Source organism: Paenibacillus diazotrophicus, assembly GCF_042610465.1.
This window is the reverse complement of sequence record NZ_JBGJZN010000001.1, coordinates 477685-502850: the sequence shown is the minus strand read 5'-3', so window position 1 is coordinate 502850 and position 25166 is coordinate 477685. Positions and strand designations below refer to the sequence as shown.

Genomic DNA, 25166 nt, shown 5'->3' with positions numbered 1-25166 from the left:
CCTTATTCAAAATCGGCTTTTTGTTCTTCCAGATGTTTCGGAGTTACCTCAAACATACTGTCGATCAAGCCGGGAACGGTCATTTTTTCGGTTTGCTCAGCTTTCTTGATCTGTTCGTTCACAGTAGCCTTCGCTTCTTCTCTCACACGCAGCGTGTCTTCTTCGGTCCAGAGTCCCTTCTTCTCCAAGTACTTGGCAAGACGGGCAATCGGATCCTTCTCATTCCACTGGCCTTCTTCTTCCTTGGAACGGTATTTGCTGGCGTCATCAGACAGAGAGTGCGGACGGAAACGGTAAGTTACAGCTTCAATCAGCGTTGCGCCTTCACCTTTGCGGGCACGTTCAGCAGCGTCCTGTACTGCAGAAATAACTGCAAAGATGTCCATGCCGTCAATCTTGATGCCGGGAATACCTGCAGCAACCGCTTTGTGGGCGATTGATTTGGCTGCCGTTTGTTTGGCAAACGGAGTGGTGATTGCATAACCGTTATTCTGTACGAAGAAGATAACCGGCAATTTGAAACGTCCGGCAAAGTTCATACCTTCGTAGAAGTCGCCTTCGGAAGATCCGCCGTCACCTGTATAGGTAATTGCTACATTCTGCTGTTTTTTGAGTTTGAAGCCCATTGCAATACCAGTGGCATGCAGAATTTGTGCACCGATGATGATCTGTGGCATCAGTACGTTTACACCCTCAGGAATCTGTCCACCATGCTGATGTCCGCGAGAATATAGGAAAGCCTGGTATAATGGAAGTCCGTGCCACACCAGCTGTGGAATATCACGGTAACCCGGGCATACAAAATCTTCTTTCTGAAGGGCGAATTCACTGCCGATCATGGTAGCTTCCTGGCCGGACACCGGCGCATAGAAACCAAGACGGCCCTGACGGCCAAGGTTGACTGCACGGTCATCCCAAGTCCGGGTAAATACCATACGGTACATGATTTCTTTCAGCTGATCATCGGTCAGCTTAGGCATCTTATCCTTATTGATAACTTCTCCATCGGGGGAAAGCACCGAAAGGGCCTCCACATCCTCTGTATACACTTCGTAAGGAACTTTAGTCATCATCTTCACCTCAATAAAAAAATTTGAATATCAGTGTCCTCTGTTATAGAATTATTATACACCTGTTTTATCTGTTTCGTCAAAGAAATACGCATAAAATTTATGTTTTCATAAATTTTGTATGTATAACAGGATCTAAATTATCCTATAACAGAGTGACGATTATTCGGCAAGTAAATGATATTTAACACATTCACTGCTTGGGTAATTTTAGCGCAACCCAGAGACTAATGCAAAATTCGACAGGAAAGGTGACGATTCAGCTATGAGTGAGCCTGTTTTTCTGAAACGTACAATTGTGAAACAAACCTTATGGAGCGAGCATCTTAATGAAGAGCGCAAGCTGCGCATCTATCTCCCCCCAGGCTATAATGAGGTGCTCAGCTATCCAGTAGTCTACTGCCAGGATGGAGAAGAGTTCTTCAATTTTGGCCGCATTGCGACCCTTGCCGGACAACTGATCCTGGAGCAGGAGATTGAGCCCTTCATTATTGTAGGAGTAGAAGTGAATGTAGCCGTCCGGACAGAGGAATACGCCCCTTTCGGCAACCGGTTTAAGCAGTACCTCTCATGCTTTGCCGAAGAAATTATACCCTTTATTGAACATAATTATCCGGTCCGACGCACACCGGAAGAACGAATCATCGCCGGTGATTCGCTGGGCGGCAGCGTTTCGCTGCATCTCGCACTGGCCTATCCCGCTTTGTTCAGCCGCGTATTGAGTCTTTCCGGTGCTTACTATCCGCAGACACGTGAAATCCTTGCACAGGAAGAAGATCTATCCTGGCTCGATATCAACATGGTGGTCGGGCTACAGGAAACCGAGTATAAGACCGATACCGGCGTCTATGATTTCGTGCAGATGAACCGGGATACCAAGTCTCTGCTGGAGTCACGTGGAGCAACCGTTTCCTACCGGGAAAAAGACGGCCGCCATCTTTGGGGCTTCTGGCAGAAAGAGCTTCCAGAATCGCTTCTCTATTTCTTTAACCAATAAAACAGGTTTGAAAGACAAAAAAGTGAACATCTTAAGAACATATGTATCTTTTGCCCGTGATGACGCTTTCACAAAAGGATAGGCAGACCGGTGCCTGTCCTTTCTTTTTAACAAAGGCAACCGAATAAGCCCTACTTTCAACGAACATTCCGTTAGAGTTTTTCCTTAATTATCTGAGCCAGAAGCACATCACACCCAGCGTTGATCAACTGATACACCTGCCCGAAGTTTCCAGTAAAATAAGGGTCTGGCACTTCCCTTAGTTCTTGCTCAGGCAACAGGTCCATGAAGAACAGGAGCTTCGCCTTATCTCCACCGGGAATTTTACGAACATTATCACCATTGGACTGATCCATGCAGAGGATATAATCAAAATCATCGAAATCATCACTGCTTACAAGCCGCGCTTTCATATTCTCGTAACTGATCCCATGGGCATCAAGAATATTCCGAGTTCCTTCATGCGGTCCTTTTCCAATATGCCAATCTCCTGTACCTGCAGAATCGACTACAATCTGTTCTTGCAGCCCCCGCTCCAGGATTTTGTGTCGAAGAACAGCCTCAGCCATTGGCGAGCGGCAAATATTGCCCAGACATACAAACAGAACCTTAACGATCCTTCTCACCTCCAGCACATTTCTTTACTTCTAATATAGTACAATAGTTTGTACACTATTTATTTTATCGTGAGAGCATCATTTGTACAACTTTTCGTTCTGCATTATACTGGGTCTGGAAAAACTAACTACACAGTCACCATTCAGGAGGTACTCTATGCCAGTCAAACGGGTTGTTATTTTTGCCGGTGGAGATCTGTCGGCGCATTATTTGTCACTATTAGATGAAGAGGATTTCATAATTGGAGCAGATCGGGGAGCCTTATTCCTGGTTTCACACGGGATCGTTCCTGACATTTCAGTTGGGGATTTCGATTCCGTGACATCTGATGACCTGAAACTTATCCAAACGGGAAGCAAAAGAACCATAACCTGCGATCCTATAGACAAGGACTTAACCGACAGTGAAATGGCGCTTGATTTGGCACTGGATACCCAGCCGGAATCGATCCTGCTGTTCGGGGTAACAGGCACGCGCATTGATCATACCCTTGCCAGTATTCAAATGATGACCAGAGCACTGCAGCGCAAGGTATGTTGTTCAGTAATGGACACGCATAATTATATTACATTGACCGGTTCCAAAACCGAGATTCTGGATAGAGGCTATACTTATGTCTCCCTGCTGCCCCTGACCCCTGAGGTAACCGGCATCACGCTGGAGGGCTTTCAATATCCTTTAACAAATGCCACTCTAAAACTGGGACAATCCCTTGGAGTAAGCAACGTATTATCGGATAAGAGCGGAACTGTATCTATAGACAGCGGACTACTGCTCATTATTCAAAGCAAAGATTGAGGTCATACATACAAATTAAGAGACATCGTTGTAACCTTTGATTCAAAAAGGAAAAGACGGGAATCCCTTGCTGCCAAAGGGATTTTCCGTCTTTTTTGTGTTGTGGACTCTTCAAAATATTAATATTTTGTAACTTTTAATGAGATTTTAATAAACCGCTTTCAACCCAATCCCCGCAAGGCTTTGAAGTCCCCTAACCAAAAAATAGGCGATTCATAACCTGCTATACTACGAACAGGCAACAAGATAGACATTTATATATTATATGGGAGGAAATACAACATGAAGAAACATCAATGGGTTAAACAAGCAATTGTAGTAGGCATGTGCACAACGATTGGACTGAGTACTCTAATGGCAACCGGAGTAGGTACAGCACCTGTTGCTGCAGCATCCGTGTCTTCCTCAACGGGTCAAAATATCGTAAATTTAGGCAAAAAATATATGGGTGTACGTTATGAATTCGGAGCATCCACTTCATCTACCAGAACTTTTGACTGCTCATCCTTCACCAAATATATTTTCGCCAAATACGGCGTGAATCTGCCCCGTACCTCTGTAGCTCAATCCAAAGTAGGAAGAGCCGTATCCAAAGCGAATTTGAAAGCAGGCGATTTGGTATTCTTCTCCAGCGGCAGCAGAGCTAACGGTTCAAATGTAACGCACGTGGCTGTCTATATGGGAAATGGCAAAATCCTTCACACTTACGGCTCACCCGGTGTAACGATCTCTAATCTCAATTCCGGCAACTGGAAAAGAACCTACCTGAAAGCGCGCCGCGTTCTGTAACAGCTCTATACGAATCTCTTTCAGGCTTTACGGCGGCTCTATTGACAAAAAAGCGGTTGGCTTTGTTCAGAGTATGGTATCAGCATGTGGCGCGCCTTCCGGCGCCCTCATTACATATCCGGTACCACGTACCGTATGAATCAGTTTATTCTTATGGCCTTTGTCCACTTTGAGCCGGATATGTCTGATATAGACATCAACCACATTGGTATCTGCATGAAAATGATAACCCCAGACCTGCTGGAGGATGTCACCACGGGGACAAACCTCCCCCACATTCTCAGCCAGATAATAGAGCAGATCAAACTCTTTGGGCGTCATTTTTAGTTCCATTCCATCCCGGCGGACCACTCTGCGGGTAGGATCAAGTGTCAAGCCATCCACCTTCAGCAGGGATGAACGGTCGCGGCGGGAGCCAGTAAGCCTTATAATATTTTCCACTCTGCATTTGAATTCACCGATATGTACAGGCTTCACCATATATTCACTACCACCCGCTCCAAAAGCTTCCGCCGCCGCCTCCCCATACGTTCCGCCCGAAATCACCATCACCGGAATTTTTTTCCCTTGGTCCCTCAGATCCGATATCAACCTCCACCCCGCCCATTCTGCGGCATGATCCAACTCAGCAATCAGCAATACGGGCTCCACTCTGGTCAGCAATAAGCGAAGATTCTCGAGATCTTCGCTTATTGCTGTATTTAACCCGAGGTCACGCACCGCCTGCACCAGATTCCGGTGTTCTCCCTTGCCGTCTCCTGTTTCCTGGCCCTCAAGGGCATCTGCGGACTGCCCGGACACAAACCAAGCAATGGTCTCATTCACTTTTATCCCCCGCATCAAATCAGCCTTGCGACGGCATAGCCGCTGCAGTATAGGCTTAGATTTCCCTCAAAGCAAAAAAGCCATTCCATGGAATGGCTTTTTTATATCCTCTTTATCCGAAAAAACGGTGATAAAAACTGCGTGCAACCGCTACTTCATTGGTTCCATGAATCAAAGCCCGTCCATCGGCAAAAACAACCATCCGGTACGGTTCTTCCGTATAGGAAACCAAATAAGCATTGCTCTCGACCCTGCCGCTTTCGAGCTTAGCGAGCCTTGCAGCCGTTTCCTGCAAATTCAGCTCCCGGCGGGCCGCTGGCCGGATTTGCACCGTATCCCTGCCGCACAGCACATCACTTCGCTCTGTATTAGCAGCTGTCAGATAAGGGTAAACAGGATGACTGCCACAGGAAAGACAGCTGTCTTTTTTGGCAGCCATCACTCCGATCTCCTGATGCTCATTGCGCCATACATCAAAGGACAGAAGTTTGCCTCTGAGATGTTCACGGCGCCCGCCAAGCAGCTTCAGTGCTTCTGAGGTCGCATTTGCGGTAACTAGCTGCACAGCCTGCGGAAGAATCCCCGCCGTGTCGCAGGTATCTCCGCCAAGGGGGACAGCCCCCAGCAGACAGTTCAGGCAGGGCGTTTCACCCGGCAGAATCGTGTAAGTTATTCCATAGCTGCCGACACAAGCCCCATAAATCCAAGGAATGCCGTGCTTCTGAGCCATATCATTGATAATCAGCCGGGTGTCGAAATTATCGGTTCCATCCATGATTAGATCTACACCGGCAAGCAGACTCTCCAGCTCTTCAGCCCGCACATCCATCACCTGGGCTTCAATCTCGATGTCCGAGTTAATCCGTTCAAGCCTCGCCTTGGCCGCTGCTGCCTTGGGCACCCGCTGTAAGGCATCTTCTTCCGTAAAGAGCTGCTGGCGCTGAAGATTACTCCATTCCACATAATCACGGTCAGCCAGTATGATTCGTCCGACTCCGCAGCGGGCTAAAGTCTCGGCAATCCCTGTTCCAAGCGCACCCACTCCAATAATCAGCACACAGGAACGGGCAAGGCCAGCCTGTCCTTCTGCACCAAAAGGGGTGAATCTTACCTGGCGCGAATACCGGCCGTTCCGCCCGCGTTCCCGGTCAGCTAGTGCTTCATCTTTTTCCATGTGGTTCATTCCAAGACACCCCCATATATTTAAAAGCCGGTTAAGAGCACAGGCTGCTCTTCTCCGACTTCTGTTTATATTAGACCGTTTGTGCTGACCATTGCTCAACGTCCCAAATTTTGGTGACCCAATCCTCATAGAAATCAGGCTCATGGGAGACGAGCAGAATCGTACCTTTGTATTCCTGCAATGCCCGCTTCAGCTCAGCCTTGGCAACTACATCCAAGTGATTCGTAGGTTCATCGAACAAAATCCAGTTACTTTCGCGCATCATCAGCTTGCACAGACGCACTTTGGCCTGTTCGCCCCCGCTTAGCATACTCAGCGGACGGGTGATATGTTCATTTTTCAATCCACAACGGGCTAGATGTCCACGCACTTCATTCTGGGTGAGACTGGAGAATTCATTCCACACATCATCAATCGGTGTTAGATTCGCAGCCTTCACCTCCTGCTGGAAGTATGCAGCATTCAAGAAATCTCCGAGGTATGTTTTGCCGCTGTAAGTAGGGATAACGCCCAGGATTGACTTCAGCAGTGTTGATTTACCTACCCCATTGCAGCCAACAATAGCAATTTTCTCTCCACGCTCAATCATCATATTGAGCTTAGGCAGCAGCGGACGATCATAACCGATCTCGAAGTCAATCCCTTCAAACACCGTCTTCCCGCTGGCACGGCTCTCCTTGAACGAGAATGAAGGTTTGGCAGCTTCATCCGGACGTTCAATCCGCTCCAGCCGGCCAAGCTGCTTCTCACGGCTCTTCGCCCGGCCTGAAGTGGAAGCCCGCGCTTTGTTGCGCTGGATGAAATCCTCTTGTTTCTTGATGAACTCCTGCTGCTTCTCATATGCATCGATATGCTGATTCTTGTTCATGTCGGCCATATCCAGGAACCGCTCATAGTTGGCCGTATAGCGGGTCAATTTGGCAAATTCCAGATGATAGATGACATCCACGACTTTATTCATAAAATCGGTATCATGAGATATCAGAATGAACGCGTATGGATACTGCTTCAGATAGTTCGTCAGCCAGTCAATATGCTCCACATCCAGGTAGTTGGTAGGCTCATCAATTAACAGTACATTCGGTTTCTCGAGCAGGAGCTTCGCCAGCAGAACCTTGGTACGCTGTCCACCGCTGAGTGACGTTACGTCGCGATCCAGACCGATTGCGGCTAGACCGAGTCCATTAGCCATTTCTTCTACTTTTACATCAATCAGATAGAAATCACCGATATCCAGTTGTTCCTGAATTTCTCCCATCTGCTCCAGCAGCAGTTCCAGCTCCTCAGAGGTTGCCTCACCCATTTTCTCGGTAATAGCCATCATTTCATTCTCCAGTTCAAGGAGCGGCAGAAAAGCATCCTTCAGCACATCGCGCACAGTTTTGCCCGCAGTAAGAATGGTATGCTGGTCGAGATAGCCATAACGGACTTTTGGGGTCCACTCGACTTTCCCGCTGTCTTTAAGCAATTTGCCCGTCAAAATATTCATTAGCGTAGATTTACCGACGCCATTCGCTCCTACCAAGCCCACATGTTCACCGGGAAGCAAGCGAAAAGATACGTCCTTGAACAGCTCCCGGCCTCCGAAGTTGTGCGAAACGTCTTCTACTGTAAGTAAACTCATATATTCTCCATATGCTCCTATCTATATTTAAAAATGAGGCGGAATTCAGTTCTAACAAAATATACAACGATTCATTTTAGCACAAGTAAGCGCCGCACTGATACAGAAGATTAGCTTAAAACAGCAGTACGGGAAGACAAATACAAATATTTTCGCTATTTTTTCTGAAATAATCTACGATTTTTCGTAAAAATCTTTCTCCTATCATATTCTTTTAGCAGACGTTCAAGTGCTTCAGAGAGCTTTCCCTTTGCATGAAAAGGATCAGGCTGATAAGGTAAGCTGTGCACTTTGACTCCGCCCAAGGCAGAGCCCAGTAGATCAGCTGCAGACGGAGTAGAAAGCGGAAGACAGATTCTCCAGTTCGGCATGGGTGCAAGGTCAGTGCGTACCAGCCAATGCAAGGTATCCTCCATCCGCCAATCTGCTCCAGAAGCTATGAGCACTGGAATATCACTTGCCTTAAATTGCTCTATAGCCTCCTCATACCCCCCTGTTCCCAGATCCATAATCACAAAATTGTAAGATTCATTCGTCATGTAACTGATTTCACCTTCTGATGTCCTCTTATAGTAATGTACCCCTTTCCAGTTAACAGGCGTCCCTATTCTACCAGATTCAACTTCTGATTCCGGTTCCCCCAGCAGACCACAGATTCGGTCATAGATCCGTGAAGCGGGGTTGAAATCTACCCAAGCAACTGTACCAAACCGCCGCAGGCAAACACTGGCCGCTATTGAGGTGTGCGTTGTGCCCAGTCCCGGAGCAACACCAAGAAATGCAACCACAACCGTATGCTGGCTTGAACGGTCTAAGTCTAATTGGGTGCGCAGATATTTGCGGTTATCAGCATGTTCCGTTTCACTTTCAATCGGTTCCAGAACACTTAACACCGCTTGCGCGTTAGGGTATCTTTCTTCAGGATGCTGGCGCAGCAGCCGACGGATCACCGGAATCAATGGGTCAGGCAGGTGGGAACGCAGCTTTTCCTCCAGCCCTGACTGCCAACGGCTGAATTGCCCACCTGATGCCATATACAACAGCAACGCTCCCAATCCATACAGATCGGAGGCAGGCTCGCTTTGTCCTCCGCCATACTGTTCAGGAGCAGCAAAACCAACCGTACCTAGCTTCTCGGTGTCTTCACTTCCGTCTTTTCTAAACTTACGCGCAATGCCAAAATCAATCAGCATCAGCTCATCCCGGCCAGTCAGCATAATATTCCCAGGCTTCATATCCCTGTGAACAATCGGCGGATGATGCCCATGCAAATAATCCAATACCTTAAGCAGCTGTTGCGCATAACGGAGGATGCTTTTCACTGGCAGCGGTCCAGGATGTTGCGCAAGATATTCGCTTAAAGTGATACCCTCTATGTAATCCATAACCAAATAACAATGGCCCTCCCGGTCTGGCGGGAAGAAATCAACAACACCTGGCAGCAAAGGGTGACTCAAAGAAATCAGAAGTTCAGCTTCTGCCTGAATATCTCCATAGGAACCTTCTTGGTCGATACTCTCCTTCACCGCCCAGCGTTTTCCCGGCAGACGCAGGTCTTCAGCCAGATATACATGACTCATCCCCCCTGTTCCTAGATTTCCAGCGATTCTATATCGATTCCCGAGTATTGCTCCACCCTTGAGTTTTGTTTCAAAGATCACCGTAATTTCCTCCATTTCAATCCTTTATGATCCACAATAAAAAAGGAAAGCCTCCGTTATCCTCATATACAGCGGCATATTGCCGGCTATACTGGTAACGGGATGCTTTCCCTCTGTACAATCCATTCAGTTCTTAATACTTAATCATATAAAGTGTAATTTCATCACGGTTGTGGAACAGCTGTTTGGAGCGCTGAATCTGCATCCGCTCGCTTTCGAACATAGCGATAATTTCTTTAATTACCGCCAGCGGCTTCTTATGCATCAGCTTCACCGTGACAATAGCCGTTCCACCAGGTGACAAGCTGTGCAGCAGACCCGTGACCAGCTTGGCCATCAGCTTCGGACTCCAGCTCATATCGCAGACCAGCAGATCAAACTCATTATCCGAGAATTTTACTTCCCCGGCATTTTTGCGCAGGATCTTAAGTGACGGATTCTTACGGAGCGACTCATGCATCAGCGCCGGGTCAATCGCAGTCACCTTAAGTCCCCGTTCCAGCAAAAACGATGTCCATCCGCCTGGAGATGCGCCAATATCCACGGCATTCCGGAAGCTCTGGAACGGAATGGAGAACTCCCTTTCTGCTTCCATTAGTTTGAACTTTGCCCTTGAAATCTGCCCGTCCTCTTTACGGAAACGGATCATACCGCCATTCCAGCTCGACAGGTTGTCCTCAGGCCGGGATACACCGGCATACAGCGCTTCACCATCGGCATACACCGAAATGACCCAATCAGGTTCTTGTACGGTGAACTCCGCACCCAGATCCTGCAGCCGTTCCTGGAGCCATTCACGCAATTCCCCAGGGCTGTCCGGCCAGAAGGAGTTACTGCCCTTACGGACATGCAGGGACACCTTCAACCCTTCAAGCTCACTTCGTCGTCCCAGGTAGACAGCCAGCCGTTCCAGCGCAGACATGTCGCCCTGGTCTTGGAATTCAACAGGCTGAATATGCCGGAGAAAGATCGGCAGACTAGCGGCCAATCTGCGGGATACCTCTTCGGGCTCCGCTTCCAGCGTGGCCAGGAATATTTCACCCGGCAGCAGCAGTGTGCTTTTCACCGAGCCGAACAAGCGGCGCAGCTCTTCTTGAGCATATGGAGCAAAGCCGTGATTAGCGGTGCAAATATACCGCGAATGTACCTTTTCCTCCGGAGCATGAGTATGCTGGGGGGTTAATTCTATAAAATCGTTCAAAGGGTTGTGCCTCCAGGTCTTATTTTTATCCAGGGACGACCGCTATCCCATTCTATATCAGCAGGAATATCGTAAGTGGCCAAGATCATTTCTTTTGTTAACACTTCTTCTTTGGGGCCAGAACCAGCCAGCTTGCCGCCACGGATTAACGCTACATGTGTAAAGAGCGGTACAATTTCCTCAACATGATGGGTAACATATACAACGGATACGTCACGCTGCCTCAGCTTATCGATCTCGGCAAGCATTTTCTCACGCTCGTATAGATCTAGTCCGGCACAGGGCTCATCCAGAATCAGGAGTTTGGGCTCTGCCATCAGGCAGCGTGCCAGCATTGCCTTCTTACGTTCCCCTTGGGACAAGGTTCCAAACGGATGATAGGCCATCTCACCGAGATTCATATCCTCCAGCATCCGGATCGCCTGGTCATGCACCGTACGAGGAATTTCCTGATAGAAACGAAGGTAAGCATAGGCTCCTGTAGCGACTACCTCCCATACGGGATCAGTCAGCGACAGCTTCTCCATCAAAGAGGGTCCGATATAGCCAATTTCCTTGCGCACCTCGCGCAGATCACACTGGCCGTACTTATAGCCTAACACCTCAACCGTACCTTTGCTTGGAAACAGATAGCCAGTCATCATTTCCAGCAGTGTGGTTTTGCCTGAGCCGTTGCGGCCAAGAATTACCCAGTTTTCGCCTTGTTTCATTTCAAGTGATACATCATCCAGAATCAGGCTATGCTCCCTGCGCAGGGACAGATGTTGTAAAGATATCATTATGAGGTCACACTCCTTATGTAGTCCAGCATCCGTTCCACTGAGCCCATTGAATAATAAACAGCCGGAACCTTACTGCGGTCAGCCGGGGCAACCAGTAGTGCAGGCACACTGGAAATCTGGTACATGTTCACCAACCTCGGCAGCACATTTACATTACCCGTTGCGATCAATAGTTCTTCCGGCAGTAGATGCTCAGTTACCTCCAGCATACGGCGGGCGGCTTTACAGGTTCCGCATAGCGGTGTATATAAAAATATCACCAAAGGTTCGCTCCCGCGTTCCAGTGCATTTAGCAATTCTTGTTGGTTCATCTCTTTCATCGGCTCACCGTCCCGGAGGTTATCTCCAGAAGTCTGGACGGATTCAGCGGGCCATTATGAAGTCTAACACCATCAGGTAGAGCTGGATACAAAATTTCATACATTTCCCGGCGTCCTTGCAGACTGGAGGTATGCAGATATATTTCGCGGGGGAAAAGCTTTTCCAGCACGATTCTTCTAGCTACTTCGCTGCCGCTGAAGTCATCTGGCCCCATATCAAAATCAAGCGATAAGATACGAACTTCACATTCCCGGAGCAGCAGCAGACATTCTTCCGTGGAACGTGCCAGTGTAAAGCCCTCAGGCCGTCTGCGGCAGTCGTCCATGAATAAATTGATCATTGCTGCACCTCCTCTTCATACCATCTGCGTACGATAGCCATTTCTTGGCGGTGAGTCCCGTCCGGTCCCTTCCCGGTCTCAAGGGCAATGGCCACCCGTTGAAATGGTTCGGTAATCAACAGACTGCGCAAGCCAGCTTCACCTATACAGCCTTTGCCGATATTTGCATGCCTGTCCCTCTGCGAACCAAAAGCATATAATGAATCGTTCAGATGAACTGCCACAAGATACTTCCAGTAGCCAAGGGTCGTGCCCTTAACGATGAAGTCTTCAGTAGATTTCGGATTCCAGATCCCGGCGGCAAATGCATGACAGGTGTCCAGACAAAATCCGATTTTGTCCGGGTAACGGCTCAGTTCACGGATCTTGACCAGTTCTTCCAGCGTTATGCCTTCCTTGCCATGATTACCAGCCTGATTCTCAATCAGCAGCTTGGCCTGCCCGTCCCAGTTAACCAGTGTGTCATTTATACATTGTATAATATTTTGATAACCTTGTAATGGCTCGATGCCGGCAAAATGTCCAAAATGGACCACAATACCCAGCGAACCGCAAGCTTCAGCAATCCCCAGATCATTCAGAAGAGAGTCCACCATCATCTTCCGGGATGCTGAATTTGCCGCCAGATTGACTGGATAAGGAGTATGCGCGATCGATTCCATCCCCTTATCCTTGCAAAAGGCGGCACAGCTCTCCGCATCACGCAAGTCCATCTGCTTTAGCTGCAGACTGCGTGGATTCTTCGGAAAATATTGAAAACACCCAGCACCGCTCTCCCAGGCAAACCTGGCTGCACGCCCGAATCCGCCGCGAGTGCTGACATGTGCCCCGATTTTGGGCCTATTCGGCATGCTGGCAATCCGGGCAATAGAACACTTTGCGTCCGGACAGCTCTATTTTGACAATATTCCCCCCGCCGCGTAAGCAAGGTTCGCCTTCACGGTCATACACTTTGCAGTGATCATTATAGGAACCAGTAACCGTGTCCCCGGACATAAAAGGCATTTCCATATAACCGCCGATCTCAGTAGCTTCTGTCAGTACCTTACGTACACTGTCGTACAGCCTTCCCACCGCTTCCGGTGTAAGATTCTGCACCAGCGTGGTTGGAAGGAGCTTTGCCTCAAAAGCTATTTCATCAGCATAGCAATTGCCAACCCCGGCCATAACCTGCTGGTTGACCATCAGACTCTTCAGCGACCCCCTGCGGCCTTTCAGAAGTCCCGCGAACCGCTCCGGCGTCATGCGCCGGTCCAGCAGCTCCGGCCCCAGCTTGCCCATTGCCGCTTCGCTCTCCTTAACGGACAGAAGGTGCAGATATCCAAGCCGGAGTCCCATGAAATACAGAATGTGTTCTCCAAAAGCAAGCTCCACCTGTGTTGTACGGTCAGGACGCTCTTCCTCAGTCCCGTAGAACAAAAGCCCTCCAAGCATCAAATGCAGCAGCAGCCTGCGGCCATCATGAAGATGGAACAGGATGTGTTTGGCTCGCCGCTCCACAAATACTATGCGGGCTCCAAGCAGCGCCTGGGTGAATGCTTCAGTATCCATATTAATAGTTTTTTCACGGTTTACGGTTACGCCCGTAATTGGAACATTTATAAGATGCTGGCTAAGCAGCTTTCTGTAATTCTCCATTTCCGGCAGTTCCGGCATAATTACATCTTCCCTTCGTAGGTAGGTAAAAGCATACCTTTGACATTATACACCGAGTGCAAGCATAAGTTCAGCTAAATCAGTATAAATTTCATCCGGTGTCACTCCGGTTAAGCGTTGATAGTCCTCCAGATTGTCCCTAGTTGTAAGCCCCGTCAGCACCAGAATAGTCTTGCACCCTGCACGCACACCTGCGGAAATATCGGTTCGCATGTTGTCCCCAACCACAACAGCCTCACCCGGGTCAATTCCAAGCAGCGATGTTGCATAGGTTATGAGGTGCGCTTCAGGTTTGCCAATGACAACAGGAGAAAATCCGCTTGCCGCTTCAATTGCGGCGCCCAGCGTACCAGCTCCAGGCATAACACCGTCATCCGAAGGAAGCATCAGATCGGGGTTAGTGAGCACGAATTTTGCCCCTTCACGAATCCAGCGGGAAGCTTGCGCAAGGGAATCATATGTAAAAGACCGGTCAATGCCTTGTACAACATAATCCGGCGCTTCGGTCACAAGGACAAGCCCTGCTTCGCGGCAGGCTTCGATTAACCCCTCTTCCCCAAGTATCGCCACTGTTGCCCCCGGTGATTCCCCAGCGATATAGCGGGCTGCCGCTAAGGAGGAAGTGCATACTTCTTGTGGCTCTGCTTCAATCCCCATTCCACGCAAATGAGCCGCTACACCGGCGGGAGTCCGGGAAGAATTGTTCGTTACAAACAAATAGGGAATTCCCGCCTTACGAAGTCCGGCGATGAGCAGATCTGCACCAGGAATCATCTGTCCTCCGTGGTACAACGTTCCGTCCAAGTCGATCAACAATCCTCCAATAGAGTTCATAGATGCCTCCATTTCGCCTTTAGTTCATAGTGTAAATATTTAATCACATTATTCTTTTATTCAGCTATTGCATATACAAAATTTCCAGTTGTTCTCCATCGGGAAATAAGCTGATTTCATGGGCATTTTGGTGTAAAGCTTGCTGTTTTTTCGTCAAATTCTTAGTTTCTTCGTTATCTTTTCAGCCTGTTAATTCTTTTCATTCAACAGACCTCGTCGAACGCTAGCGAACACCCGCCACGCCGGTCTTTTTTTGGCACAAAACTGTCATTTCCTGCGCTTTCCCGGAAAATAATTCACTTTCCCGGATCATTTCCTCAAGGATTTCCCGGCGATCTGCGATATACAGGAAAGGTACAGAACTCTTCAGCCAGCAGTGTCTGAGGGAATATTGCCTGCGCTTCCATAAGAAGCGGCAGCAGCTCTTCTTGTGAAGTGTAGCGAGAACTGAAGTGAGTCAGGAGCAGCTCCCGCGCACCAGCTTCACAGGCCAGCTCAGCAGCCTGGACGGCGGTACTATGATGGTACTGATGAGCCATATCCTTCAGATCATGACCAAAAGTGGCCTCATGAATAATCAGATCTGCACCCAGGGAAAGTGGCAGTACTCCATCACAGGGTCTGGTATCTCCCAGCACGGTTATTATACGGCCTCTTTTCGGTGCATTCACTACTTCCGAAGCACGGATCAGAATGCCTTCCTCAGTCGTTACATCCTGCCCCTTTTTCAATATGCCATAGAGCGGACCTGGTTTCAGGCCATAGCTTTGCAATAATTCTGTATTCAGATTGCCCGGACTGTCTTTCTCTGTCACCCGGTATCCATAACTATCGATCCGGTGTTCCAGCAGGCCAGCTTCAACCTTGAAGCTGTCGTCCTCGAAGAGAAGTCCTCCGCTATGTTCAACAATCTCAATGGAATATGGAATTCGGGATTGACTGACGGATAAGGAGACATCCAGATAAGCTTTCAGACCCGGCGGGCCATATACAGTAAGCGGTCCTGTGCCACCTTGATAACCTCGGCTGGACAGCAGGCCCGGCAAACCAAACAAGTGATCACCATGTAGATGGGTAATAAATAGCTTCTCAAGCTTCCCCAGCCGAAGCGGTGAACGGAGAATCTGGTGCTGAGTACCTTCTCCACAGTCGAACATCCAAAAGCTTCGCCGTTCTTCCATCAGCCGGAGTGCAACCGACGTTACATTCCGCTGCAGAGTGGGCACTCCCGCATTCGTACCCAAAAAGTATATTTCCACTCATGCTCCTCCTCTCTATATTCTTTGGAACTCATCAAATTCTACCCTTTTTGGAACAAAAAATCATCTTTCCGATAATCGTACAGCTCCAACAAAAAACCTCCCGGTTACGGGAGGTTCCGCTCTAATAGGGTGCAGTACCTGTAGATTGAGTGTATGGGAAAAGGAGCTTATTGCTTCTCCACATTAAAATACTGAGCTTCAGGGTGTGCGAATACCATTGCTGATACTGAAGCCTCTGGTTCCATCATAAACCCTTCAGTCAGCTCGACGCCAATATCCTCAGGTGACATAAGCTTGAACAAAGGTCCTTGATCCTCAAGATCCGGACAAGCGGGATATCCAAAAGATACGCGGATTCCCTGGTATCGTGCTCCATGTCTTTGCTTCATGGTCATATCGGCTGGGTCCGGGAATCCCCATGTATCCCGCATCATATGATGCACACGCTCCGCTAATCCCTCAGCAACCTCCAGAGCCACCGCCTGTAGAGCGTGCGAGCGAAGGTAATCGCCTTTATCCCTCAGTTCTGCAGACATTTCACGGACACCATGTCCTGCCGTAACCACCAGGAAACCGACATAATCCATAACTCCGCTGTCAACAGATTTGAGGAAGTCTGCCAGACACAGATAAGGCTCCACACTCTGGCGAGGGAAAGTGAAGGTATGAAGAACCCTGGTCGTATCCTGAGGGTCGTAGATCAGTACGTCATTACCTCTTCCTTGAGCAGGGAAAAACTGATACATGGCATGAGGAGTTATGGTACCCTCCAGCATAGCTTTATGGAGAATTTCATCTACTGTTTCTTTGAGTTCGACTGTACGCGGGTCACCAGCAGCAAGCTGAGCTTCCACTGATCCCTTCAGTCCAAGATGATGGCCCAGCAGCATCTGCATATTTACATAGGGGATAATATGTCCCAAAGGATAATTACGCAACACATGCCGCTCCAGATCAGGCGGTGTAAATACTGGCGCGTCAGCCGAAATCTTGGAACGGACTGCCCTTGTCAGCACCGGCATCTCCTGCTGAGGAGCTACAGCTACCGCTGTCTCTGCTTCAAGGCGCACTTCCTCTTCAATTTTCAAACGTTCATCCGGATTCATTAACCGGTTGGCAATATCGAGACCATCCATTGCATCTTTGGCATAGAGCACCAGACCGTCGTATTCCGGGCGGATGCGCGTCTTAGTGAACTTGCGCGTCAATGCAGCTCCGCCAACCATGATCGGCACATCGATACCTGCTGTGCGCAGATCCTGAGCTGTCAGCACCATTTGCTGCGCCGACTTCACGAGCAGGCCGGACAGGCCAATCGCATCTGCCTTTTCCCGCCGGAACGCTTCAATAATATTCTCCGGTGGTACTTTTATACCCAGATTGATAATCTGATAACCATTATTAGAGAGGATGATCTCCACCAGATTTTTTCCGATGTCGTGTACATCACCTTTGACTGTAGCCAGCATGATCTTGCCCTTCACAGAAGTCTCATCCTTCTGCATGAATTGCTCCAAGTGGCTGACAGAAGCCTTCATCACTTCAGCGCTTTGCAACACTTCTGCGACAATCAGCTCATTGTTGTTGAACAGTCTTCCGACTTCTGACATTCCAGCCATGAGCGGTCCGTTAATGATCTCGAGCGGTCCTGACTGGGTCAGCGCTTCGTTCAGATCGGGAATCAGGCCTTCCTTGGTCCCTTCCACTACATAGGAAGCCAAGCGTTCCTCCAACGAGAGGTTGGAGATTTTCTCTTTCTTCTCCACCTTCTTACCGCGAAAAGCAGCAACGAAGGCAGACAGTGTATCATCATTGGTATTATAGATCAACTGCTCGGCCAGATTACGTTCTTCTTCAGAAATGGATGCATAACGCTCTACCTTTTCCGTATTCACAATGGCATAGTCCAGTCCGGCCTTGGTGCATTCATAAAGAAATACAGAGTTAAGCACCTCGCGCCCCGCTTCAGGCAGACCAAACGAAACATTGCTGATGCCTAGAATCGTATGCACTTCAGGAAGGGCTTCTTTAATTAGCCGAATGCCATCAATTGTCTCCTTAGCAGAACCAATATACTGTTCATCTCCTGTTCCTACAGGAAATACCAGTGTATCAAAAATCAGATCTTCCGGCGCCAGACCATACTTATTAACCAGCAAATCGTATGAGCGTTTCGCAACTTCCAGCTTATCTGTAGCTTTAATAGCTTGTCCCGTTTCATCTATTGTACCCACAACAATGGCAGCGCCATATTTATGAATCAACGGAGTAACCAGCTCGAATTTTTCTTCACCATCTTCAAGGTTAATGGAGTTAATAATTGCTTTACCCTGACAATACTGCAATGCCAGATCAATTACCTTGGGATCGGTGGTATCAATCATTAACGGAACCTTTACCTTTTTGACCACCAGCTCCAAAAACTTCTTGATATCCTCACTCTCATCACGGTCCGGGTCCTGGACACAGACATCAATCACCTGCGCACCGCTTTTGACCTGGGCCCGGGCAATCTCGGAAGCCTCTTCATATTTACCTTCCACAATCAACCGTTTGAACTTCCGTGAGCCCAGAACATTCGTGCGTTCACCTACCATATATGGGCGGTTATCGCTCTCAATATATACAGGCTCAATTCCGGAAAGTGCCGGAGGGTGAACTCCATCCAGTCCACGTGGCGGATATTCTGCAAGCGCCTCAGCCATCGCCCGGATATGATCCGGTGTTGTTCCGCAACAGCCTCCGGCAATATTTAGCCAGCCTTTTTCAGCAAAACCAGCAAGCTTGCGGGCAAGCGAATCCGGAGACTCATGATAATTACCATTTTCATCAGGCAGTCCCGCATTCGGATAGCAGCTTACTGCTGCTGAGGAGATTGCCGAGAGTGAACGGATATGATCACGCATAAACTCTGGTCCGGTTGCACAATTGAGCCCAATGGAGATGGGTTTCAAATGCTCCAGCGAAATGTAAAAGGCTTCAATATTCTGTCCGGCAAGTGTAGTCCCCATCGGTTCAATTGTCCCGGAGATCATAACAGGCAGGGTTATACCTGTCTGGTCAAAAGCATTACGGATAGCGATGCTACCAGCTTTGACATTAAGTGTGTCCTGAGAAGTTTCAAGCAGCAGTGCATCCACTTTTCCGTCGATCAATGCAACCGCCTGCTCCTCATAGCTCTTCACAAGATCATGGAATGTAACTCCACCCGTCACGGAAAGGGTTTTTGTTGTTGGTCCCATAGCCCCAATCACATAGCGCGGATGGTCAGCTGTATCATATTTATCCACGGCATTACGGGCCAGTCTGGCAGCTTCGAGATTGATCTCGCGAGCCTTCTGTGGGATATCATATTCGGCAAGCACGACCGAAGTCGCACCAAAAGTATTTGTCTCAATTAAATCTGCTCCGGCTTCCAGGTATTTCTCATGAATATCCTGTATAACCTCTGGCCGGGTAAGCACCAGCATTTCATTACAGCCATCAAGTTCTTCTCCGCCAAAATCAGCACCGGTAAGCGGCACCTGTTGAATCATCGTACCCATTGCTCCGTCAAGAATCAGTATGCGCTTTTGTAAGCTTTCAGCAAGTGTGAATTTAGCCACTTTCTATCCCCCCAGTAAAACATTAGAGTAAGTTTAGCAGAATATACGGAATTCGAAAAGCCTTCCTTTCCACTCTGCATTATCTGTAATGGTTGCGGCAACTCCCGCTATTAATGATTTTGATCATACTATGGCTGTACAACAAGTTTTTTGCTGGGCATGGAATGCTGTGTCCGCGCACTCACATGGGATGTCACTGTATAATCGCCCTCGCTCTTTAATACACCTTCAGCCCTATATGTACCTTCCCCTGCGGATTCACCAGTCAGCTCCAAAGTCTGCTCCTTATTACTGTTATTTACGATTTCAAAAAGCACCTCTTTTGCATCATCCACCGGTTCGCCATCTTGAGTGACATGTGCTTCAAAAGTTACCTTCTGTCCTGCCGTAACCTGCTGTGGATTCCAATTCAACTCTACTTTTATGGGCTCCATAGACATATTTGCCGCAGAATGCATATTAGACTCCGACTTTGCACCTTCAGAACAGCCCGAAAGAGTTGCTGCAATGATTACCGATAAACACGCTGCCAGCTTCCTTTGATTGATCATTTGGAGTTCCCCCGAATCAAGTTAGGATAATATGATACTGACATACTGTGAAGCATTTCTTTACTATTATACACATAATACTCAGATAATCAGTAATCAAGCTGTTTTTCCTGCCTCATTTTGTGACATTGATCATATCAAATTGCATATTTAAACAAATTTTCTTGCACAAAAAAAGCCGCATCCCGACTTAGTCAGGATAACGGCTCTTGGAAGAGGCCTATAAAGATTTCACGAGTGGAAGAAGCTCACTGAGATGTTCAATCTGATAATCAGGTGTAATATCAGGATCAGTTTCTTTGCCGGTGCGGTTAATCCATACGGTAGTCAGACCAGCACTGAGCCCGCCAAGAATATCTGTAGTCAGCTTATCACCAACCATAATTCCGTCCTCAGGAGAAATATCGAGAAGCTCCATCGCATGGGTGAAGATCTCTTTGTCCGGCTTGCCTTTACCGAAGTTCCCCGAAATAACAATGTGGTCAAAATAAGGAATCAGCTCAGGCACACTATCCAGCTTCTCCTGCTGCAATGCAGGGCACCCATTCGTCAAAAGCAGCAATTTCACCTTACCTTTGAGTTCATCCAGTACATGCAGAGTCTCATCATAGATATAAGGCCGGTTGCGGCGTTCTGCAGCAAATGTAGCTGCCAGCTTTGCCGCAAGTGCCTCATCCTCCACTCCCAGTGCAGCTAGTCCACGGCGCCAGGACTCTTTGCGGTAGACAGGAGCAAGCTGCTCCATCTGGCGGAATTCATGCTGCTTCCCAGCTGTAAAATTCCCCCATAGCGCTTCAAATGGATTAATTCCAATTAGCTTGGTGAACGGAAACGTTTCATATGATTCATACAGATTCCTGGCTTCCCTGCGGACAGCTGCTTCCAGCTCCTTAGGATCGACGGATTCACCTGCTGCTTCACTGGCATATCGAAAGGCTTCTTCAACACTTCGTTCATCCCAGAGCAATGTGTCATCAAGGTCAAAGAGTACGGCGGAAATCGGCATTATAGTTCTCCCTCTCCCTATACTGGATGTATCTTTCTATTCGCTCACGTATTCCACATGATTTTGTTTGGCGAACTGTTCCAAACGTTCGGCCATAGCATTAATGTCATAACGGTTGAACAGCCTGGAGAATACCCACTGTGTGCGTTTGCCTTTGTACTTAATGGAAACTGCGCCACGTGTTACGGTAATCTTCTCAATATCCGCTGCAGGAAGATGACGTTCACGGTTGTATTTAATAGTAGAAAGTCTGGCACGTTCAACTTTCAAATAGGGACGTCGGAAAAACAGCAATGCCGCGAGCAGAAAATAGAGTACAACTCCCAGCCAGTTGGCAAGAATGCCGCTGTTCTTAGCTTCGTCTATTGAGCCAACTACCCAAAACATTAGGCCAAGCATTACCAACACTACAGGAAACACGATATTGCGGCCTCTAAAAATATCACCGCTCTTTGCAGCGGCAGAAGTCGTTGAAGCATAGATAGATTCTTTCCCCTGCTTCTTGCGTTGCTTATTAATTTGCTGTGTGTTACGTTGAACCATTCTTTCCCAAGAACGGGCCATGTTAGTTCCCCCTAGTCATCCAATTATATCTATGAAAAGGAACAAAGCCTCATTTATTCTCGCCCTGTTGCCTTGTTCATGTACTTATTTGTCCACAATTTCAATGTTATTGAGCTGCGCACGGAAGTTACTGCGGATATTGCCCAGGTAGATCTCCCGGAGCTTGGCTCTTTCGGTGAGTTCTTCCTCAGTCAGGCCGTCACTCTTCTGTTTGCGTGCTAATTCATTGATACGGGCGACCAATTCGTCAATGTTCAATATGTTCCCCTCCCTATAAATTCATTCTAACTTTGCCATGAGAAAAAGAGCTTGTCAAGGTCTCCTCCCTGAAAGCTCCTGGTATCTGTCTATAGGTACTTCATTAATATTAATATACAGGTAAGCTCAGCACATCTCCGGCCTTGATATTACTATTCTCTAGACCGCTTGACCGTTTAATTCCTTCTATATATACAGCCGTTTTCATATCAGCCGGTTTATTCTTAAGTGCAATACTCCAAAGTGTGTCCCCGCGTTCAACAACAACTCTCTTCTCCTGCTTGGCCGGCAACACCGATCCTGCAAAAACATTACCTACCACGGTAAATCCCGAAATCACTAACAGAAAAATCAAGGCCACCTTAACCAGAGTGTCCTGATGGAACATTCCTCGGCATGATGTCACTAAGGACAAAAGAATATTATCTAGTCTATCAGAAGAAGCAGAGTGGGTTCTGGCTGTATGGTCCTCATGAACCTCGTCGTAAATACTACGGTAAGTACTGTACTTTAACATATTAACCGACCTCCAAACACTTGTTCTTACTTTCAAAATCAATATAACACGAACATGTGTTTTGATCAACACATTTCTTCGAACAATTGTTCCCTTATATTTCACTACTCATTTTCTGCCCAAAATAACTATTCTCAGCCCCCATCTACTCTTTCTATCATTTTAGAACTTATGTTTGTACGAACGGAAGTTCTATGTTATAATTTTCCCAAACATAGTATATGGGGTTGATTCCGATGTCAAAGATTTCGAGTCGTCAACTGGCGATCCTGGAATTTATTCGTAACGAAGTCCGCAGCAAGGGTTATCCGCCTTCTGTCCGGGAAATCGGCGAAGCTGTAGGACTGGCTTCCAGCTCCACGGTACATGGTCACCTGGACCGGTTGGAGAAGAAAGGTCTTATCCGCCGTGACCCTACGAAGCCACGGGCAATAGAATTGCTAGGACAAGAGGATTCCGAGAATGTTCATCAGTTCGTTCAGACGGTAACACGCATTCCAGTCGTTGGAAAGGTTACCGCCGGGGTACCGATTACAGCAACAGAGAATATTGAGGATTACTTTCCGTTGCCGGCTCATTATGTAGGTGATGATAAAGTGTTCATGCTTTCTGTGCTAGGTGACAGTATGGTTGATGCTGGCATTATGAATGGTGACTATGTAATCGTCCGCCAGCAGCAGACTGCAGATAACGGAGATATCGTTGTAGCCATGACCGAAGAAGATGAGGCAACAGTTAAGACCTTCTACAAGGAACGAGACCATATTCGTCTGCAGCCGGAGAATCCGGCTTATGAGCCCCTTCGTCTGAATCGTGTTACGATCCTGGGCAGAGTTATAGGCCTATTCCGCGATATTCACTAGCCCCCTCTTAATGAAACTGTTCCGCAGTCTAGCGGAGCAGTTTTTTCTTTAGTTATCTATTGTTTCCTTATTTTCTTTATACATTCATCACAATGGATGGCTCTCTCCCGTTCTACATGCCTGTCTATCCTTACAAGAACATTTGTTCGCTTCGGTTGATCAAACAAATATACCAGAACTCTCCCTACACTCCGATCATATCCTGATGATAAAAGGAGCGTTGACCAAGATGCCCAATTATCGGATCATTACCGATCTCTCCCAGCGAATGCTCTATTTACTTGACAATGAGACTGTAATTAGAGGGTTTCCTGTCGGGATCGGGAAGATACTGTCCGTCTCTCCAGTCGGAGAATATACCATTATCAACAAACAGAAAAACCCCGGCGGCCCTTTCGGAGCCTTTTGGATGGGCCTATCCAAGCCTCATTACGGAATACACGGAACCAATGACCCTTCCTCCATCGGTAAGAGGGTATCCCATGGCTGTATCCGTATGTACAATGAAGATGTGTTATTCCTTGCAGCAACAGTGCCTGTTGGAACCCGTGTAACCATTAGGGAATAAATAAAATTTGGAGCCAACAGTGATTGGAACTAAAGTCCGTTCGAAGAGCACCCACACAAGCGTCAACATTACATCTATTTGTAAAACAAAGGGGCGTCCCAAGCAGCCATTTCACGGCTTTTTCGGGACACCCCTGTCATGTTCAAACATTTTTTTCTCACGTTAACAGGAATTCTGAGTTAATATGTCGAAACCTGTATATTGGCAAATTAAATCTTGAAAGGAAGTGTCTGGTTTGAATCAATCCAAAATTAGAACACATGTCGATTTTAAAGTCGATGCATTAGGTAAGCTCTCCAATCTTCTACTCAACAATAATCATGGGGAACGCAAGGTTAATATCCTTACAGCCTTCGGCAGCATCCAAGGTAATGTAGCAACGACTAACAGCAATGAGGATGTATTTAATCTCAAATCATTGATGGATGATGTCATTGTTGATGAATACATCTCCTACTTAGGTGCAGAACATCCTGAAAAGACTTTCAATTACAATTTCGTAGTTTTGGATAATGTCGTTGTACGGCCATTCGCCAACTTCGCTACTGAAATTGAATATAAACAGCTGATTGTCTATGCTGAGCAAATAACGTCCTTCAACTTCATGTAAAACCTGCGTATAACTACATATAGAAGCAGTAATCGGCTAATGTCCTCCCGGCGACCTTTCTTATAACTTTCAAAACCCGGGAGCATTGTGCCATACCACAGACTTGCTCATATCCGGGTTCATCTCTTAATTAGTCTTCAGCCCCGCAAGAATTGATACCTGCTCCGCCAGTTTCCTGCTGCCTCAGTAATCCTACAGGCTTCCATTATCCTTCATCCATCATTAACCGTCCGTTATAGTAAGATATCTTTCGCGTTCTGTCGACACAATCCACAGCAACAGCAAAAGAGCCGCTATTCAGCAGCTCATACAGTCTGTTTAAACTTCCTTAATCTTAATGGATATAACATTCGCCGGATTAATGTGTTTGCCGCCCGCCAAAATCCATTATGTAAGTCCGCAAACGTCCTAATTCTATTAGACTATTCTTGCTTCTTCGGTACACGGACCCTGAACTCAAATCCTTCCCGGCTGTAACACATCCCTGCTACAAGTACATCTTCAGGCGTCCATCTTTGCACAGGTCCGGCATAATCTGCAATGACATGGGGTTTGCCCTCAATCAATTGGACGACGTATACTTTAACTTGAGCGAGAGCTGCCGCGAACAAATCGGCATCACTCGTCAGAACTTTATATGTTGATTTCAAAACAGCTCCTCCT

27 protein-coding genes are annotated in these 25166 nt (G+C 47.6%); 6 read left to right on the top strand and 21 right to left on the bottom strand.

Translation table 11 applies throughout. The features are described from left to right. Positions 1-2: 2 nt before the first annotated feature. Positions 3-1070 carry a pyruvate dehydrogenase (acetyl-transferring) E1 component subunit alpha gene (gene pdhA, locus ACAN54_RS02235; protein WP_379151895.1) on the bottom strand — a complete coding sequence of 356 codons (1068 nt, stop codon included), beginning with the start codon at positions 1068-1070 and terminating at the stop codon, positions 3-5. 265 nt (positions 1071-1335) lie between these two features. Here pdhA and ACAN54_RS02230 point away from each other — a divergent pair, with 265 nt between their 5' ends. Continuing rightward, complete coding sequence (locus ACAN54_RS02230; protein WP_379151892.1) at positions 1336-2067, top strand: alpha/beta hydrolase; 732 nt, start codon at positions 1336-1338, stop codon at positions 2065-2067. 152 nt (positions 2068-2219) lie between these two features. On the opposite strand, the gene ACAN54_RS02225 is transcribed toward ACAN54_RS02230, so the two are convergent. Continuing rightward, positions 2220-2684: a low molecular weight protein-tyrosine-phosphatase gene (locus ACAN54_RS02225; protein WP_379154102.1), complete on the bottom strand. Its 465-nt coding sequence runs from the start codon at positions 2682-2684 to the stop codon at positions 2220-2222. Between the two features lie 157 nt (positions 2685-2841). On the opposite strand from ACAN54_RS02225, the gene ACAN54_RS02220 reads away from it, so the two are divergent. After that, complete coding sequence (locus tag ACAN54_RS02220; RefSeq protein WP_379151889.1) at positions 2842-3483, top strand: thiamine diphosphokinase; 642 nt, start codon at positions 2842-2844, stop codon at positions 3481-3483. 282 nt (positions 3484-3765) lie between these two features. Further along, complete coding sequence (locus ACAN54_RS02215) at positions 3766-4272, top strand: C40 family peptidase (protein WP_379151886.1); 507 nt, start codon at positions 3766-3768, stop codon at positions 4270-4272. A gap of 66 nt (positions 4273-4338) precedes the next feature. On the opposite strand, the gene ACAN54_RS02210 is transcribed toward ACAN54_RS02215, so the two are convergent. The 18 genes from ACAN54_RS02210 to ACAN54_RS02125 all read right to left on the bottom strand — a co-directional run bounded on the left by ACAN54_RS02210 (position 4339) and on the right by ACAN54_RS02125 (position 22462). Next, complete coding sequence (locus ACAN54_RS02210; protein WP_379151883.1) at positions 4339-5097, bottom strand: winged helix-turn-helix domain-containing protein; 759 nt, start codon at positions 5095-5097, stop codon at positions 4339-4341. Between the two features lie 112 nt (positions 5098-5209). Then, on the bottom strand, positions 5210-6280 hold the full coding sequence (locus ACAN54_RS02205; protein WP_379151880.1) for a ThiF family adenylyltransferase: 1071 nt from the start codon (positions 6278-6280) through the stop codon (positions 5210-5212). A gap of 70 nt (positions 6281-6350) precedes the next feature. Next, positions 6351-7904, bottom strand: a complete 1554-nt coding sequence (locus ACAN54_RS02200; protein ID WP_379151876.1) for an ABC-F family ATP-binding cassette domain-containing protein — start codon at positions 7902-7904, stop codon at positions 6351-6353. Positions 7905-8059: 155 nt separating this feature from the next. Further along, a complete protein-coding gene (locus ACAN54_RS02195) occupies positions 8060-9565 on the bottom strand; it encodes a serine/threonine-protein kinase (RefSeq protein WP_379151873.1) in 1506 nt (501 codons plus the stop codon). Positions 9566-9698: 133 nt separating this feature from the next. Continuing rightward, complete coding sequence (locus ACAN54_RS02190) at positions 9699-10766, bottom strand: SAM-dependent methyltransferase (protein ID WP_379151870.1); 1068 nt, start codon at positions 10764-10766, stop codon at positions 9699-9701. Further along, the gene (locus ACAN54_RS02185) at positions 10763-11545 is read right to left on the bottom strand and encodes an ABC transporter ATP-binding protein (RefSeq protein WP_379151866.1); all 783 of its coding nucleotides are present in this window, start codon (positions 11543-11545) and stop codon (positions 10763-10765) included. Before ACAN54_RS02185 ends, ACAN54_RS02190 begins: the two co-directional genes overlap by 4 nt. After that, complete coding sequence (locus ACAN54_RS02180; RefSeq protein ID WP_379151863.1) at positions 11545-11868, bottom strand: thioredoxin domain-containing protein; 324 nt, start codon at positions 11866-11868, stop codon at positions 11545-11547. Before ACAN54_RS02180 ends, ACAN54_RS02185 begins: the two co-directional genes overlap by 1 nt. After that, complete coding sequence (locus ACAN54_RS02175; RefSeq protein WP_379151860.1) at positions 11865-12209, bottom strand: cyclic-phosphate processing receiver domain-containing protein; 345 nt, start codon at positions 12207-12209, stop codon at positions 11865-11867. Before ACAN54_RS02175 ends, ACAN54_RS02180 begins: the two co-directional genes overlap by 4 nt. After that, entirely contained in the window at positions 12206-13060 is an 855-nt protein-coding gene (locus tag ACAN54_RS02170) for a deoxyribonuclease IV (RefSeq protein ID WP_379151857.1), read from the bottom strand. The genes ACAN54_RS02175 and ACAN54_RS02170 overlap by 4 nt, the downstream gene beginning before the upstream one ends. Beyond that, complete coding sequence (locus ACAN54_RS02165) at positions 13050-13865, bottom strand: Fpg/Nei family DNA glycosylase (RefSeq protein ID WP_379151854.1); 816 nt, start codon at positions 13863-13865, stop codon at positions 13050-13052. Before ACAN54_RS02165 ends, ACAN54_RS02170 begins: the two co-directional genes overlap by 11 nt. A 45-nt stretch (positions 13866-13910) precedes the next feature. Continuing rightward, positions 13911-14699, bottom strand: a complete 789-nt coding sequence (locus ACAN54_RS02160; RefSeq protein WP_379151851.1) for a TIGR01457 family HAD-type hydrolase — start codon at positions 14697-14699, stop codon at positions 13911-13913. Positions 14700-15016: 317 nt separating this feature from the next. Continuing rightward, positions 15017-15958, bottom strand: a complete 942-nt coding sequence (gene rnz, locus ACAN54_RS02155) for a ribonuclease Z (RefSeq protein ID WP_379151847.1) — start codon at positions 15956-15958, stop codon at positions 15017-15019. Between the two features lie 170 nt (positions 15959-16128). Further along, positions 16129-19506: a methionine synthase gene (metH, locus tag ACAN54_RS02150; protein WP_379154100.1), complete on the bottom strand. Its 3378-nt coding sequence runs from the start codon at positions 19504-19506 to the stop codon at positions 16129-16131. 188 nt (positions 19507-19694) lie between these two features. Continuing rightward, positions 19695-20117: a FixH family protein gene (locus tag ACAN54_RS02145; RefSeq protein ID WP_379151844.1), complete on the bottom strand. Its 423-nt coding sequence runs from the start codon at positions 20115-20117 to the stop codon at positions 19695-19697. 220 nt (positions 20118-20337) lie between these two features. Then, positions 20338-21123: an HAD family hydrolase gene (locus tag ACAN54_RS02140; RefSeq protein WP_379151841.1), complete on the bottom strand. Its 786-nt coding sequence runs from the start codon at positions 21121-21123 to the stop codon at positions 20338-20340. Between the two features lie 36 nt (positions 21124-21159). After that, positions 21160-21687 (bottom strand): hypothetical protein, encoded by a 528-nt coding sequence (locus ACAN54_RS02135; RefSeq protein WP_379151838.1) that lies wholly within the window; start codon positions 21685-21687, stop codon positions 21160-21162. An 84-nt stretch (positions 21688-21771) separates the two neighbouring features. Further along, the gene (locus ACAN54_RS02130) at positions 21772-21945 is read right to left on the bottom strand and encodes a DUF896 domain-containing protein (RefSeq protein WP_379151835.1); all 174 of its coding nucleotides are present in this window, start codon (positions 21943-21945) and stop codon (positions 21772-21774) included. Between the two features lie 109 nt (positions 21946-22054). Continuing rightward, positions 22055-22462, bottom strand: coding sequence for a LysM peptidoglycan-binding domain-containing protein (locus ACAN54_RS02125; protein ID WP_379151832.1), 408 nt, complete (start codon positions 22460-22462; stop codon positions 22055-22057). Positions 22463-22698: 236 nt separating this feature from the next. Between ACAN54_RS02125 and lexA the strand changes: the two genes are divergently transcribed. The 3 genes from lexA to ACAN54_RS02110 all read left to right on the top strand — a co-directional run bounded on the left by lexA (position 22699) and on the right by ACAN54_RS02110 (position 24503). Next, on the top strand, positions 22699-23325 hold the full coding sequence (gene lexA / locus ACAN54_RS02120) for a transcriptional repressor LexA (RefSeq protein WP_379151829.1): 627 nt from the start codon (positions 22699-22701) through the stop codon (positions 23323-23325). A gap of 229 nt (positions 23326-23554) precedes the next feature. Next, positions 23555-23893 carry a L,D-transpeptidase gene (locus ACAN54_RS02115; RefSeq protein WP_379151826.1) on the top strand — a complete coding sequence of 113 codons (339 nt, stop codon included), beginning with the start codon at positions 23555-23557 and terminating at the stop codon, positions 23891-23893. Between the two features lie 235 nt (positions 23894-24128). Beyond that, on the top strand, positions 24129-24503 hold the full coding sequence (locus tag ACAN54_RS02110) for a hypothetical protein (RefSeq protein WP_379151823.1): 375 nt from the start codon (positions 24129-24131) through the stop codon (positions 24501-24503). 422 nt (positions 24504-24925) lie between these two features. Here ACAN54_RS02110 and ACAN54_RS02105 read toward each other — a convergent pair whose 3' ends face one another. Continuing rightward, entirely contained in the window at positions 24926-25153 is a 228-nt protein-coding gene (locus ACAN54_RS02105; protein ID WP_074084564.1) for a hypothetical protein, read from the bottom strand. Positions 25154-25166 lie beyond the last annotated feature (13 nt).

Bases quoted from the DNA above. Each gene is read 5' to 3' on its own strand.
- ACAN54_RS02135 (WP_379151838.1), bottom strand. From the start codon at position 21,687: ATGGCCCGTTCTTGGGAAAGAATGGTTCAACGTAACACACAGCAAATT.
- ACAN54_RS02170 (WP_379151857.1), bottom strand. From the start codon at position 13,060: ATGCCGAATAGGCCCAAAATCGGGGCACATGTCAGCACTCGCGGCGGA.
- metH (WP_379154100.1), bottom strand. From the start codon at position 19,506: ATGGGTACGATGATTCAACAGGTGCCGCTTACCGGTGCTGATTTTGGC.
- ACAN54_RS02180 (WP_379151863.1), bottom strand. From the start codon at position 11,868: ATGAAAGAGATGAACCAACAAGAATTGCTAAATGCACTGGAACGCGGG.
- ACAN54_RS02175 (WP_379151860.1), bottom strand. From the start codon at position 12,209: ATGATCAATTTATTCATGGACGACTGCCGCAGACGGCCTGAGGGCTTT.
- ACAN54_RS02165 (WP_379151854.1), bottom strand. From the start codon at position 13,865: ATGCCGGAACTGCCGGAAATGGAGAATTACAGAAAGCTGCTTAGCCAG.
- ACAN54_RS02220 (WP_379151889.1), top strand. From the start codon at position 2,842: ATGCCAGTCAAACGGGTTGTTATTTTTGCCGGTGGAGATCTGTCGGCG.
- ACAN54_RS02215 (WP_379151886.1), top strand. From the start codon at position 3,766: ATGAAGAAACATCAATGGGTTAAACAAGCAATTGTAGTAGGCATGTGC.
- ACAN54_RS02115 (WP_379151826.1), top strand. From the start codon at position 23,555: ATGCCCAATTATCGGATCATTACCGATCTCTCCCAGCGAATGCTCTAT.
- lexA (WP_379151829.1), top strand. From the start codon at position 22,699: ATGTCAAAGATTTCGAGTCGTCAACTGGCGATCCTGGAATTTATTCGT.
- ACAN54_RS02160 (WP_379151851.1), bottom strand. From the start codon at position 14,699: ATGAACTCTATTGGAGGATTGTTGATCGACTTGGACGGAACGTTGTAC.
- ACAN54_RS02185 (WP_379151866.1), bottom strand. From the start codon at position 11,545: ATGATATCTTTACAACATCTGTCCCTGCGCAGGGAGCATAGCCTGATT.
- ACAN54_RS02205 (WP_379151880.1), bottom strand. From the start codon at position 6,280: ATGAACCACATGGAAAAAGATGAAGCACTAGCTGACCGGGAACGCGGG.
- ACAN54_RS02145 (WP_379151844.1), bottom strand. From the start codon at position 20,117: ATGATCAATCAAAGGAAGCTGGCAGCGTGTTTATCGGTAATCATTGCA.
- ACAN54_RS02125 (WP_379151832.1), bottom strand. From the start codon at position 22,462: ATGTTAAAGTACAGTACTTACCGTAGTATTTACGACGAGGTTCATGAG.
- ACAN54_RS02140 (WP_379151841.1), bottom strand. From the start codon at position 21,123: ATGCCGATTTCCGCCGTACTCTTTGACCTTGATGACACATTGCTCTGG.
- ACAN54_RS02200 (WP_379151876.1), bottom strand. From the start codon at position 7,904: ATGAGTTTACTTACAGTAGAAGACGTTTCGCACAACTTCGGAGGCCGG.
- ACAN54_RS02230 (WP_379151892.1), top strand. From the start codon at position 1,336: ATGAGTGAGCCTGTTTTTCTGAAACGTACAATTGTGAAACAAACCTTA.
- pdhA (WP_379151895.1), bottom strand. From the start codon at position 1,070: ATGACTAAAGTTCCTTACGAAGTGTATACAGAGGATGTGGAGGCCCTT.